Source organism: Actinotalea sp. (assembly GCF_041597215.1).
In the GTDB taxonomy this organism is placed as follows: domain Bacteria; phylum Actinomycetota; class Actinomycetes; order Actinomycetales; family Cellulomonadaceae; genus Actinotalea.
The window spans coordinates 1-13,024 of the sequence record NZ_JBFHHB010000011.1 but is presented as its reverse complement, the minus strand read 5'-3'; the positions used below and the strand labels follow the sequence as shown (position 1 = coordinate 13,024).

The window sequence follows — 13,024 nt, the reverse complement described above, 5'->3', positions numbered from 1 at the left end:
TCCGGACGAGAACAGGTGGTGGATGGTGGCAGACCTGACGATCGGGCTCGCAGCGGCCCTGGAGCAGTTCCCCCCGAACGAGATCCTCGAGCACGTGGTGCTCGCCGAGCGGCACGGCTTCTCCGGGGTCATGGCCGCCGACCACTTCCAGCCGTGGGTCCCGGCCCAGGGCCAGGCGTCCTTCGTCTGGAGCGTCATGACCGCGATCGCCGAACGGACGGTCGGCGACGTCGGCCCCGGGGTGACGGCACCGACCTTCCGCTGGCACCCGGCGATGGTCGCCCAGGCCTCGGCGACGATGGCCGCGATGTACCCGGGAAGGCACTGGCTGGGGCTGGGCTCCGGCGAGGCGCTCAACGAGCACATCCTGGGCACGTACTGGCCGGAGGCGCCCGAGCGGATCAACCGCATGTTCGAGGCGATCGAGATCATCACCAAGCTCTTCACGGCGTCCGCAGCAGGCAAGGACGTCAAGCACTCGGGAGCCTTCTACAAGCTCGAGTCGACGCGGCTGTGGACCATGCCGGAGGTGCGGCCCGAGATCCTCGTCGCCACGGCCGGTCCCGTGACCGCCAAGCGCGCCGGCCGGCTCGCCGACGGCCTGATCACCGTCGGGGCGCCGCTGGAGAAGATCTCCGGCCTCTTCGGCAAGTTCGACGACGGCGCGCGGGAGGCGGGCAAGGACCCCTCGACGATGCCGCGACTGCTCCAGGTCCACCTCTCCTGGGCGCCGACGGACGAGGAGGCCATGGCCAACGCCATGGACCAGTGGCCGAACGGCGGGATGAAGTTCCCCAAGGGCGACATCCGCTCTCCGTACGACTTCGAGCAGATGGCCAAGCTCGTCCGGCCGGAGGACTTCGCCGGCCGGATGGTCGTCTCGTCCGACCCGGACGTGCACCGGGCCGAGCTCCAGAAGTACGCGGACCTCGGCTTCGACCGCATCTACCTGCACAACGTCGGCCGCAACCAGGCCGAGTTCTTCGAGGTCTTCGGCCGCGAGGTGCTGCCGAAGCTCCACCGGTGAGCGGGGAGCACCCCACCCGGTTGGAGGTCTGGGCCCCCGGGGGCATCGGCGAGATCGCGCCGGGCGACCGGCTGGACCGCGTGCTCGGCGACGTCCTTGCCGCGGACGGCCCGCTGCGCGACGGGGACGTCGTCGTGGTCACGAGCAAGATCGTCTCCAAGGCCGAGGGGCGGGTGGTGCACGCGCGGGACCGCGAGAAGGCGATCACCGACGAGACCGTCCGCGTCGTGGCGACCCGGGAGCACCCCGGTGGGCTGCTGCGGATCGTCGAGAACCGCCTCGGCCTGGTCATGGCCGCGGCAGGGGTCGACGCGAGCAACACCCCCGAGGGCACCGTGCTGCTGCTGCCCGTCGACCCCGACGCGTCCGCCCGCCGCCTGCGCGCCGCCTGGCAGCGACGTTTCGGCGTCCGGCTCGCCGTCGTGATCACCGACACCGCCGGCCGGGCCTGGCGCGAGGGACTGACCGATCTCGCCATCGGCGCGGCGGGCCTGGTGGTCCTCGACGACCTGCGGGGCAGCCGCGACGCGCACGGGCACCAGCTCTCGGCGACCGTCACGGCCGTCGCCGACGAGGTCGCGGCGGCCTCCGAGCTGGTCAGGGGCAAGGCGGAGGGGCGCCCGCTCGCCGTGGTGCGTGGGCTCGGCGTCCACGTCACCGAGCAGGACGGGCCGGGTGCCCGGGTCGCTGTCCGCGGCGCCGAGGGCGACCTCTTCCGGCTCGGGACCGACGAGGCGTGGCGGGGAGGCTACGCGGCTGGCTACGCGGCCGGCCTCGCGGCACGCCAGGACGTGCGGCCGGAAGCCGACGGCTCGGACGGATGAGCGGGCGCACCGGCTGGACGATCCTGGTCCCCGTCAAGCGGCTCGACCTGGCGAAGTCGCGGCTCGAGGTGCCGAACGGGCTGCGGGCCCCGCTCGCACTCGCGATGGCCCTGGACACCATCGAGGCGGTGCTCGGTACCGATCCGGTCGCGCGGGTCGTCGTCGTCACCGCCGCGCGGGAGGTCCGCACCGCGTTCGACCCGACGGCGCGTCTGGAATGGCTCGACGACCCGGGCACGGGCCTGGAGGCGGCGATCGCCCGGGGCCAGGAGCACCTGGTCGCCACCGGTGCCGGCCCCGCGGCCGTCCTGCTCGGCGACCTCCCGGCCCTGCGGCCCGCCGAGCTCGAGGCAGCGCTCGACGTGGCGGGGTCCCTCCCGCGTGCCGTCGTCGGTGATGCCGAGGGAACCGGCACGACCCTGCTGACGGCGCGATCGGCCGGGGACCTGCGGCCGCACTTCGGTCGGGGCTCGCTGGCAGCCCATGAAGCGGCCGGGCACCTGCCGATCGACGTGCCGGGCAGGGGGCTGCGTCAGGACGTCGACACGGCGGCGGACCTGGCCGAGGCCGTGCGGCTCGGCGTCGGGCGAGCAACGGCCGGCGTCCTCGCCGAGCTCACCGTCCGGCTGGGTGTTCCGCCCGGACGGCAGAGCGGCGGCCACGCGACGGGGGAGTGAAGGTCAGCACCGGGCGGCCCGTCTCGGGGTGCTCCAGCACGAGGCTGCGGACCCCGTACACGGCGTCGATGAGCTCGGGGCGCAGGACCTCGTGCACCGAGCCCGCCGCGACGACCTGACCCTGGGCGAGGAGCACGAGGTGGTCGCAGGCCGAGGCGGCGAGGTTGAGGTCGTGCAGGGCCGCCACGACGGTCACGCCGCGCGCGGTGAGCCGGCCCACGACGTCGAGGGTGTCGAGCTGGGCGCGCACGTCGAGGTGGTTCGTCGGCTCGTCGAGCAGCAGGAGCTCCGGCTCCTGGGCGAGTGCTCGGGCCAGGTGCACGCGCTGGCGTTCGCCCCCGGACAACGTGGCGAGCTCGCGGTCGGCGAGCTCCAGGGCTCCCGCGTCCAGCAGGGCCTGCTCGGCGAGCTCCTCGTCCCGTGCGGAGGTCGATCCCCAACGTGAGGTGTGCGGGGTCCTGCCGAGCAGCACGGCCTGCCGGACGCTCAGGCCAGCGGGGGAGAGGGACTCCTGCTCGACGAAGGCCACGCGGCGCGCGCGGTCCCGCCGGGACAGGCCGAGCAGGTCAGTCCCGGCCAGCACGGCGCGCCCGGAGTCCGCGGCCAGGACCCCGGCGACCAGTCGCAGCAGGCTCGACTTGCCGGCGCCGTTCGGGCCGAGCACGCCGGTCAGTCCGCCCTCGGGAGGGGTGCAGTCGACCTCGTCGACCACCACCCGCCCGCCGACCGTCCAGCGCAACCGGTCCAGGTGGAGGCTCACAGCTCGGCGCTCGCCGTCCGGCGCTGCCAGAGCAGCGCGGCGAAGACGGGGGCCCCGACGAAGGCCGTGACGATCCCGACGGGCAGCTCTCGGGGCTCGAACAGGGCGCGCGCGGCGGTGTCGGCCCAGACCAGGAAGATCGCCCCGACCAGTGCGGACAGCGGGAGCAGCCGCCGGTGCGGTGCGCCGACGACGAGCCGCACCGCATGCGGCACGATGAGCCCGACGAAACCGATCGACCCGCTGACGGCCACGAGCCCGCCGGTCAGCAGCGCCACCGCGGTGAGCAGCACCCAGCGGGTCCTGGGCACGTCGATCCCCAGGGCCGTCGCGGCCGCGTCGCCGAAGGCGAAAGCGTCCAGCGTCCTGGCAGAACCGACAAGCCCCGTGCCCAGCACGGCGACGGCCGTCACCGCGATCGCGACGTCCGCCCAGCCCGCCCCGGCGAGGGAACCCATCAGCCAGGCGAGGATGTCGCGGTACGAGTCGCCCGTCGCGGACCAGAAGATGACGAACGAGGTCGCGGCCGCGCAGAGCTGGGCGACGGCGAGCCCCGCCAGCACGGTGCGCCCCGGGGTGAGGGTGCCGAGCGAGCCGGCGAGACCGAGGGCAGCGGCCATCGCGAGGAAGGCGCCGACGAAGGCAGCCACCGGGAGCAGGAGCGAGATGCCGAGAACGATCACCGAGACGGCGCCGAGCGAGGCACCGGCGGACAGGCCCAGCAGGTACGGGTCCGCCAGCGGGTTGCGCGTGAGGCTCTGCATCACGGCACCGCAGAGCGCCAGGCCCGCCCCGACGGCTGCGGCCGTGAGCACCCTCGGCAGCCGGAGCTCCCAGACCACGCCGTCCAGCAGCGGACCGAGCGGGGCCGTGCCCGTACCGGCACCCAGGAGGCCGGTCAGGTGGTGAGCGACGGAGGCCCAGACGTCGGCGGGGGCGATCCCGGCCGGTCCGACGCTCACCGCGACGGTCATCGAGGCGAGCAGTACCGCTGACGCTGCGAGCAGCGGGACGGCCACGCCCCGTCGGCCGGGGCCGACGGCGACGGGCGCGTCCCTGCGCAGCGTGCTCGTCATCCGAGGTCGAGCTCCGCGAGCTGGGCCACCAGGTCGCTCGCCGCCGAGACGTTCCGCACCCCGGCCTCCGTCGCTGCGAAGGGCACCACGAGGTAGCGCTCGTTGACCACCGCTGTGAGGTTGGCCGTTGCGGGGTTGCTCGCCAGCCGGACCTTCTTGTCCGCCGCGCTGTTCCAGCTCGCGTCGACGAGGACGATCACGTCGGGGTCGTCCTGGGCGACCTGCTCCCAGCTGAACGGGGTCCAGGTGTCCTCGACCGAGCCGGCGATGTTGGTCAGCCCCACGGCATCCATGATCATCTGCGGTGTGCCGATCCCCGCGCCGACGTAGGGGACGTCGTCCCCCGAGGAGTACCACAGCGCGGTCGCCCCGCGGCCGTCCGCGGTGATCGACTCGAGCTCGGCCCGCTGCGCGGCGACCAGCTCCTGCGCCGCCTCGGGAACCCCGAGCAGGTCGCCCATCTGCTCGATCTGGGCGAAGACCTCCTCGAAGGTCATCTGCTCCGGCTGGTAGCCCGGCTCCTTGCAGGCGGCGGGGGAGACGAACGTCGCGACCCCGAGCCCGCTCAGCGTCGAGCGGTCCCCGGCCCCCTCGGCCGTGAGGTTGGACTCCCAGCCGGCGTAGACGAGATCGGGCTCGGTCGCCAGGACGACCTCGGCGGACGGCACCTTGTCCGAGAGCTCGGTCAGCCCGTCCGCGGCCGCGGCCCACTCCTGCGGCACCGGGCCGTCGGAGAAGGCGGTGCCGACGATGCGGTCACCGGCGCCGAGGGCGAGGACCATCTCCGTCGCGCTCGACTTGATCGTCACGATCCGCTCGGGAGCGCTGTCCACCGAGACCTCGAACCCGCAGTCGTCCGCCGTGAACGGTGCGTAGGTGGCCGAGGGCTCGGCGGCCGAGGAGGTGGGGCCGGCGGAGACGGGAGTCGACGACGTCGCGTCGGTGCTGCCGGCGCAGGCCGAGAGCAGGAGGAGAGGCGGGAGGGTCAGTCCGAGGACGGGATGCAGGCGCACGAGGACTCCGGGGATCGCGGGGCGATGGAGGGAGGCCGGCCAGCTGCGACCTGAGGACCACGGTCCAGGACGGGCCGTTCCTCCGCGCGGTCACGGGCGCGGGGTCCTGCGTCCACTCTAGGCGATGGCCGCCGCGGCCCGAGGACGGGCCCTGAGGCTCGCGTCCACCGAGCCCGGCCGGTCCCTCGTTCACCTGGCCGGACCGGGCAGGTGTCCACCTGGCCCGGCCGGACCCGCGTCCACCTGGCCCGGTCGGACCCGCGCCTACCGAGCCGGGCCGGTCCCGCGCGCCAGGGCGAGCGCCGCCTCGACGATGGCCGCCGTCGCGGTGTCGTCGCTCATGAGCAGGGGGAGCGCCCGTGCCGCGATGCCTGCCTGGCGGAGCCGACCGAGAGCGTCCCCGTCGACGGTGTCCACGAGCCAGCCGTCGAGCAGTCCGCCGGCCGTGCGCGATCCGTAGTGCAGGGCGACCGCCGCTGCCGAGGTCTCGACGCCGATGGCCGAGAGACAGGCGTCGGCCATCCCGCGCACGGGTGCACCCCCGAGGATCGGGCTCACCCCGATGACGGGCGCCGTCGTCGAGCGCATGGCCTCGCGCACCCCTGGCACCCCGAGGATGGTCCCGACGGACACGACGGGGTTCGACGGCGGCAGGAGCACGACATCGGCGCGGGTGATCGCCTCCAGCACGCCTGGCGCCGGCCGGGCGGACTCGACGCCGACCTGCACGAAGCGCCGGGCCGGGACCGACGCCCGGTACCGCACCCACCACTCCTCGAAGTGGATCAGCCGGACCTGTCCGTCGATCTCCACCTCGACGTGGGTCTCCGCGGGGTCGTCGCTCATCGGGATCAGGGCGGCTCCCGGCTGCCACCGCTCGCAGAGCCGCGCCGTGACCGCGCTCAACGGCAGCCCCGATCGCAGCAGCTCGGTGCGCGCGATGTGCGTCCCGAGGTCCAGGTCGCCGAGGGTGAACCAGTCCCAGCCCAGCCCGTAGGCGTGCAGCTCCGCGCTGACCCGCGCGGTCTCCCCTGCCCGGCCCCAGCCCTGCTCGCCGATCACCCCGCCGAGCGTGTACATCACGGTGTCGAGGTCGGGGCACACCCGAAGCCCGTCGAGCCACAGGTCGTCCCCGGTGTTGACCACGACGGTGACCTGCGCGTCCGGGTCCTCCCGCTCCAGGTGAGCCAGCAGGCCGCGCGTGAAGCGCGCCCCACCGACCCCGCCCGCCAGGACGGTGACCCGGGTCGTCGCCACCGGGTCAGCCCTGGCTCGCGACGTGCGCGGACTGCGGGGTCGCTCCCGGCTCACCGGCCGCGACGGGCTCGACGACGACGGCTGTCCCGTACGCGCACACCTCGCTGAACTGGCCGATCGCCCCGGTGTCGAACCGCATCGAGAGGATCGCGTTCCCTCCGCGCTGGTGCGCCTCGGAGACGAGCCGGTGCATCACCTCTGCGCGGGACTCGTACATGATCTTCGTGTACTCGGGGATCTCACCGCCGCCGATGGACCGCAGGCTCGCGGTGAGGCTCGAGCCCAGGTTCGTCGCCCGGACGGTGAGCCCCATCACCTCCCCGAGCACGGCCGTCACGCGGTAGCCGGGGATCTCGTTCGTCGTCACCACGATCATGTGCGGATCCTGCCACGCCGCGCCGGGGCCGGACGTCGAAGCACGGGTCGCCTCAGGCGAGACGCGCGGCGGCGAGCAGGGCTCCCACGGCCTCGTGGTCCGCGCGGATCCTGCCGACGGTGACCCGCACGTGGTCGCCGTCCTCCGCCGCGCCGGCCCGGAACGGCGAGCCGGGTGCGACGCGGATACCGGCTGCTGCCAGGTGCAGCGTCGCGGCTGCCTCCGAGGCGACCGGGAGCCACATGTTGATGCCGTCCCCGGTGAGGTCGAGCGTCCCGTGCCGACGCAGCGCCCGGGCCAGCTCGCGCTGACGGAAGTGGTAGGCGCGTCGGGCCTCGGCGACCGCGTCGAGGCCGGCACTGGTCGTCAGGAGCTCGAGGAGGACCTGCTGGAGCATGCGCGAGGTCCAGCCGGGGCCCAGCATGCGCCGGGCGACGATCCTGTCCACCAGCGACCGTGGGCCGCCCAGGGCGGCGATCCGCAGGTCGGGGCCGTGGGACTTGGAGAAGGAGCGGATGTGCAGCACCCGCTCGGGCAGGTGCTGACCGAGGCTCACGTCCGGGGCTGCGGAGACCATCCCCGAGTGGTCGTCCTCGATGACGACGGTCTGCTCGGCGTCGGGGTGGCGGGCAAGGACGGCGGCGAGCTCCTCCGCGCGACCGGCAGGCATCGAGAGGCCGGTCGGGTTGTGCGCGCGAGGTTGCAGGACGATCGCCGTGGGGGCGGACCTCAGCGCTCGCTCCAGTCCCACGGGCAGGAGGCCGGCGCCGTCCATCGCGACCGGGACACGTTCGGCGCCGAGCAGGTCGAGCAGGTCGAGCAGCGGCGGGAAGCACGGGTCCTCCACCACGACCCGGTCGCCGAAGCGCACGAGGAGCTCGAGCGAGCGGGCCATCGCGTCCAGCGCGCCGTCGACGACGGTGATCGCCTCGGCCCGGTAGGGCCAGCTCCTGGCCAGGTGCCGACCGAGCTCGGGAAGGACGGGTTCGCTGAGATATGTCGAGCTACGCGGCTGGGACCCGATCCGAGCGAGGATCGGGCCGAGGTCGGGGAGCAGGAGCGGGTCCGGGGTCCCTGTCGAGAGGTCGAGCCGGGAGTCGCCGCGGACGCCGACGAGGTCGCGGTAGCGCGGGGGCATCCAGGTCGAGCCCGTGTCGAGGACGAGCGTCCCCGACCGTCCCCGTGACTGGACCAGCCCGACGGCGGCGAGGGCCTGCCAGGCGCCGCTCACCGTCGCAGGGCTGACCCCGAGCGAGGTGCCGAGGGTCCGGACGGTCGGCAGTCGCGTGCCGGGGGAGAGGGTGCCGTCGCGGACCAGCCGGGAGATGGCGGCCGCGATCCCTCGCGGGCTCGGCTCCTCCACCGCCTCCCGCACGACGCCGAGGACCCACGCCGCGGAGCGGCCCGGGGTCTCGTCCGTCGCTGCCGTCATCGTTCCTCCCTCGGGGGGTGGTTCGGATCCCCCTGCGGGGAGCCGTGGTTCCCCAGGATTTACCGCAGGGAAACGCAGGTGGGCCCCGGGGAAACTCACGAGAAATGTTCAAGCCGCAGGATAACAAACCTGGCGACGGAGCCCGGGCTCCTCTCGTGGTCCGGGTACAGGACGGACCGGAGGACACATGAGCGTGGTACGGCTGGCACTGACGCAGACCCCGTGGACGGGCGACAAGGAGTCGATGATCGCCCTGCACGAGGAGTACACCCGACAGGCCGCGGCCCAGGGTGCCCAGATCATCGGCTTCCAGGAGCTGTTCTACGGGCCCTACTTCGGGATCACCCAGGACCCGAAGTACTACGCCTACGCCGAGTCCGTCCCCGGCCCCACGGTCGACCGCTTCGCCGCGCTCGCCAAGGAGCTCGGGATCGTCATGGTCCTGCCGGTGTACGAGGAGGACCAGCCCGGTGTGCTCTACAACACCGCTGCGGTGATCGACGCCGACGGCTCCTACCTCGGCAAGTACCGCAAGCACCACATCCCGCACCTGCCCAAGTTCTGGGAGAAGTTCTACTTCCGTCCGGGAAACCTCGGCTACCCCGTCTTCGAGACGGCCGTGGGGACGATCGGCGTGAACATCTGCTACGACCGCCATTTCCCCGAGGGCTGGCGCAACCTCGGCCTCGCCGGTGCGGAGATCGTCTTCAACCCGAACGCGACGGCTCCCGGCATCTCGAACAAGCTCTGGGAGATCGAGCAGCCCGCCGCTGCCATCGCCAACGGCTACTTCGTGGCGGCCAACAACCGCGTCGGCCTCGAGGACAACGAGTACGGCGACGAGGCGGTCAACTTCTACGGCAGCTCCTACGTCGTGGGCCCGGACGGGAACGTCGTCGGGGACGTCGCGAGCTCCTCCGAGGCCGGGGTGATCATCCGCGACGTGGACCTGGGCGCCATCCGCGAGGTGCGCGAGCGCTGGCAGTTCTTCCGCGACCGCCGGCCGGACGCCTACGGACCCATCGTCGCCCCCTGACACCCGACCGCCGAGAGGATCAGCCATGAAGACGCTCATCACGGGCGGGACGGTCGTCAACGCGACGGGCCGGACTGCCGCCGACGTGCTCGTCGACGGTGAGAAGGTCGTCGCGGTGCTCGCACCGGGATCGACCCTCCTCGGGTTCGACCTCGCGGCGAACGTCGACCGCATCATCGACGCCACGGGCAAGTACGTCATCCCTGGCGGGATCGACGCGCACACCCACATGGAGCTGCCCTTCGGCGGGACGTTCGCCTCGGACACCTTCGAGACCGGGACCCGGGCGGCGGCGTGGGGCGGCACGACGTCGATCATCGACTTCGCGGTGCAGACGGCCGGCCAGCGCATCGAGGACGGTCTGGAGGCATGGCACGCCAAGGCCGCCGGCAACTGCGCCGTCGACTACGGGTTCCACCAGATCGTCGGCGGGGTCGACGAGGCCTCCCTCGCCGCGCTCACCCGGCTGCCGGACGAGGGCGTGACGAGCTTCAAGATGTTCATGGCCTACCCGGGCGTCTTCTACTCCGGTGACGGGCAGATCCTTCGGGCGATGCAGGTCGCGGCCGAGCACGGCCTGCTGCCGATGATGCACGCGGAGAACGGCCCGGCGATCGACGTCCTGGCCGAGCAGCTCGTCGCGCAGGGCAAGACGGACCCGTACTACCACGGGGTCGCGCGGGTCTGGCAGATGGAGGAGGAGGCCACCCACCGGGCGATCATGCTCGCGGACGTGGCGCAGTCCCCGCTGTACATCGTGCACGTCTCGGCCAAGCAGGCCGTCGCCCAGATCGCCGCCGCGCGGGACCGAGGACAGCGTGTCTTCGCCGAGACCTGCCCGCAGTACCTCTACCTCGGTCTGGAGGAGCACCTCGGGGCGCCCGACTTCGAGGGGGCGAAGTACGTGTGCTCCCCGCCGCTGCGGTCCACCTCGGACGAGCACCAGGACCACATGTGGCAGGGCCTGCGGACCAACGACCTGCAGATGGTCGCCACCGACCACTGCCCCTTCTGCCAGACCGGGCAGAAGGAGCTGGGGCTCGGCGACTTCCGCAAGATCCCCAACGGGATGGGCACCGTCGAGCACCGGATGGACCTCGTCTACCAAGGTGTCGTCAGCGGGAAGATCACCCTCGAGCGCTGGGTCGAGCTCTGCTCGACGACACCGGCGCGGATGTTCGGCCTCGAAGGCACCAAGGGCGTCATCGCCCCCGGGGCCGACGCCGACATCGTGGTCTACGACCCGGCAGGGCACACCTCGATCGGTTTCGAGAAGACCCACCACATGGCGATCGACCACTCGTCGTGGGAGGGCTTCGAGATCGACGGTCACGTCGACACCGTGCTCTCGCGCGGGAGCGTCGTGATCGACGGCGGGGAGTTCCACGGCCGCGCAGGGCACGGCAGCTTCCTGAGGCGTGGGGCCAGCACCTACCCGGCCTGAGGCATCGCCGTCCCCCACCACCCCCTACTCGGCTGACCCCGACCGACCCCAAGGAGCCCCATGGACTTCGGCGTCGTCCTGCAGACGAACCCCCCGGCCTCGCGAACCGTCGAGCTCGCACGCCAGGCGGAGACCCACGGTTTCAGCCACGTCTGGACCTTCGACTCGCACCTGCTGTGGCAGGAGCCGTTCGTCATCTACTCGGCGATCCTCGCCGCGACCCGCAAGGTCGTCGTCGGACCCATGGTCACCAACCCGGCCACCCGGGACTGGACCGTGCTGGCCTCGCTCTTCGCGACGCTCAACGAGATGTACGGGAACCGGACCATCTGCGGGATCGGTCGCGGGGACTCCGCCGTGCGGACGCTCAACGGCCGCCCGAGCAACCTGGCGACCCTGCGGGACTCGGTGCACGTGATCCGTGAGCTCGGCAACAGCCGCTCGGTGGAGGTCAACGGGGCGACCGTGCAGTTCCCGTGGAGCGAGGGCTCCGAGCTCGACGTCTGGGTGGCGGCCTACGGACCGCTCGCGCTCAAGCTCACGGGTGAGGTGGGCGACGGGTTCATCCTCCAGCTCGCCGATCTCGACATCGCGGCCTGGATGATCACGACCGTCCGGGACGCTGCCGAGAAGGCGGGCCGTGACCCGATGGCGGTGAAGTTCTGCGTCGCGGCGCCGATGTACGTCGGCAACGGCGACTCCCCAGCGGAGCGCGCGCACATGCGTGAGCAGTGCCGCTGGTTCGGCGGGATGGTCGGCAACCACGTCGCGGACATCGTCGGCAAGTACGGCGCCGGCTCGGACGTGCCCAAGGCCCTGACGGACTACATCGAGGGCCGGAAGGGCTACGACTACAACGAGCACGGCCGGGCGGGGAACAGCCACGCGGCCTTCGTGCCCGACGAGATCGTCGAGCGGTTCTGCATCCTCGGCAGCCCGCGCGAGCACGTGGAGAAGCTGCAGGCCCTGCGCGATCTCGGCGTCACCCAGTTCGCGGGCTACCTCCAGCACGACAACAAGGAGGAGACGATGCGCATGTACGGAGAGCGGATCATCCCCGCCCTTCGCGAGTCAGTCGTGGCGACGGCGTGAACGCCCGGGTCCGGGACGGCGCGCTCGGCACCTTCGCCGTCCTCGCGGTCGCGGCCGTGTGGGAGCTGTACAAGGCGCTCGGGCCCGCAGAGGGCTGGCTGGTCGGCGAGACCCGGCTGCTCCCACGCACCACCGACCTCGCGATGCCCCATGTCTGGGACATGGTCGCGCGACTGGCCGACCCCCTCACCGCCGCACCCGGATCCGTCCCGCTCGCGGTCGCGGTCCTGCAGGCCTGCGCCTTCAGCTTCGGGATCGCCGTGCTCAGCTGGGTCCTCGGGGTCCTGGTCGGGCTGCTGCTCGCGCTGGTGATGTCGCGCGTGCGGATCGCGGAGTCCGCGATCCTCCCGCTGGTCATCCTCAGCCAGACCGTCCCCCTCATCGCGCTCGCCCCGCTCGTCAAGGGGTGGGGGAGCAAGCTCGACCTCGGTGCCTTCGAGTGGACCGGCTGGATGTCGGTCGCCGTGATCGCCTCCTACCTCGCCTTCTTCCCGGTCGCCGTCGGGGCGCTGCGCGGTCTGCAGTCGCCGGATGCGATCCACCGTGACCTCATGCACGCCTACGGCGCCGGGTGGTGGACGACCCTGGTGCGCCTGCGCCTCCCGGCGAGCGTTCCGTACCTGCTTCCGGCGCTGCGGCTCGCCGCGGCGAACAGCGTGGTCGGCACCGTCGTCGCAGAGGTCTCGACGGGTCTGCCGGGAGGAGTGGGGCGGATGATCCTCGAGTTCGCCAGCTTCGCCAGCGGGGACCCGGCCAAGCCGTGGGCGCCCCTGTTCGGGGCCGTCCTCCTCGGCCTCGTCGTCGCGGGCCTCGTCGGCCTCCTCGCCCTCCCACTCGCCCGATTCCGCCGCGCGGAGGTGGTCGCATGAATGCCCCAGCAGTTCTCGTCGACGGGGTCAGTCGTGTCTTCGGCACGGGTCCCGGAGCCGTCACGGCCCTCGACGACGTCAGCCTGCGGGTCGCGCCGGGGGAGTTCGTCTCGCTCATCGGCCCCTCCGGCTGCGGGAAGT

13 protein-coding genes are annotated in these 13,024 nt (G+C 72.6%); 7 read left to right on the top strand and 6 right to left on the bottom strand.

The features are described 5' to 3' along the window. The first annotated feature begins 22 nt into the window (after positions 1–22). From ABWK99_RS02010 to cofC, 3 genes are read left to right on the top strand one after another with little or no spacing between them, the layout of a single operon-like run. A complete protein-coding gene (locus tag ABWK99_RS02010; protein WP_372593016.1) occupies positions 23–1,027 on the top strand; it encodes a TIGR03557 family F420-dependent LLM class oxidoreductase in 1,005 nt (334 codons plus the stop codon). After that, positions 1,024–1,851: a coenzyme F420-0:L-glutamate ligase gene (gene cofE / locus ABWK99_RS02005; protein WP_372593015.1), complete on the top strand. Its 828-nt coding sequence runs from the start codon at positions 1,024–1,026 to the stop codon at positions 1,849–1,851. Before ABWK99_RS02010 ends, cofE begins: the two co-directional genes overlap by 4 nt. Then, entirely contained in the window at positions 1,848–2,528 is a 681-nt protein-coding gene (cofC, locus tag ABWK99_RS02000; protein WP_372593014.1) for a 2-phospho-L-lactate guanylyltransferase, read from the top strand. The genes cofE and cofC overlap by 4 nt, the downstream gene beginning before the upstream one ends. Here the strand turns inward: cofC and ABWK99_RS01995 are convergent. From ABWK99_RS01995 to ABWK99_RS01970, 6 genes are all read right to left on the bottom strand, one after another. Continuing rightward, on the bottom strand, positions 2,467–3,288 hold the full coding sequence (locus ABWK99_RS01995; protein WP_372593013.1) for an ABC transporter ATP-binding protein: 822 nt from the start codon (positions 3,286–3,288) through the stop codon (positions 2,467–2,469). The two genes, cofC and ABWK99_RS01995, sit on opposite strands and share 62 nt — an antisense overlap. Next, positions 3,285–4,364, bottom strand: a complete 1,080-nt coding sequence (locus ABWK99_RS01990; RefSeq protein WP_372593012.1) for a putative F420-0 ABC transporter permease subunit — start codon at positions 4,362–4,364, stop codon at positions 3,285–3,287. Before ABWK99_RS01990 ends, ABWK99_RS01995 begins: the two co-directional genes overlap by 4 nt. After that, complete coding sequence (locus ABWK99_RS01985; protein WP_372593011.1) at positions 4,361–5,377, bottom strand: putative F420-0 ABC transporter substrate-binding protein; 1,017 nt, start codon at positions 5,375–5,377, stop codon at positions 4,361–4,363. Before ABWK99_RS01985 ends, ABWK99_RS01990 begins: the two co-directional genes overlap by 4 nt. Positions 5,378–5,641: 264 nt before the next feature. After that, positions 5,642–6,634 (bottom strand): 2-phospho-L-lactate transferase, encoded by a 993-nt coding sequence (gene cofD, locus ABWK99_RS01980; RefSeq protein WP_372593010.1) that lies wholly within the window; start codon positions 6,632–6,634, stop codon positions 5,642–5,644. A 4-nt stretch (positions 6,635–6,638) separates the two neighbouring features. After that, on the bottom strand, positions 6,639–7,010 hold the full coding sequence (locus ABWK99_RS01975; protein ID WP_372593009.1) for a YbjQ family protein: 372 nt from the start codon (positions 7,008–7,010) through the stop codon (positions 6,639–6,641). 52 nt (positions 7,011–7,062) lie between these two features. Beyond that, positions 7,063–8,442, bottom strand: a complete 1,380-nt coding sequence (locus ABWK99_RS01970; RefSeq protein ID WP_372593008.1) for an aminotransferase class I/II-fold pyridoxal phosphate-dependent enzyme — start codon at positions 8,440–8,442, stop codon at positions 7,063–7,065. Positions 8,443–8,629: 187 nt separating this feature from the next. Here ABWK99_RS01970 and ABWK99_RS01965 point away from each other — a divergent pair, with 187 nt between their 5' ends. The 4 genes from ABWK99_RS01965 to ABWK99_RS01950 are packed head-to-tail and all read left to right on the top strand — an operon-like array spanning position 8,630 to position 12,883. Next, the gene (locus ABWK99_RS01965) at positions 8,630–9,478 is read left to right on the top strand and encodes a nitrilase-related carbon-nitrogen hydrolase (RefSeq protein WP_372593007.1); all 849 of its coding nucleotides are present in this window, start codon (positions 8,630–8,632) and stop codon (positions 9,476–9,478) included. Between the two features lie 25 nt (positions 9,479–9,503). Further along, positions 9,504–10,922, top strand: coding sequence for a dihydropyrimidinase (gene hydA / locus ABWK99_RS01960; RefSeq protein ID WP_372593006.1), 1,419 nt, complete (start codon positions 9,504–9,506; stop codon positions 10,920–10,922). A 60-nt stretch (positions 10,923–10,982) separates the two neighbouring features. Beyond that, complete coding sequence (locus ABWK99_RS01955; protein WP_372593005.1) at positions 10,983–12,014, top strand: TIGR03842 family LLM class F420-dependent oxidoreductase; 1,032 nt, start codon at positions 10,983–10,985, stop codon at positions 12,012–12,014. Then, complete coding sequence (locus ABWK99_RS01950; RefSeq protein ID WP_372593004.1) at positions 12,011–12,883, top strand: ABC transporter permease; 873 nt, start codon at positions 12,011–12,013, stop codon at positions 12,881–12,883. The genes ABWK99_RS01955 and ABWK99_RS01950 overlap by 4 nt, the downstream gene beginning before the upstream one ends. Positions 12,884–13,024: the final 141 nt, after the last annotated feature.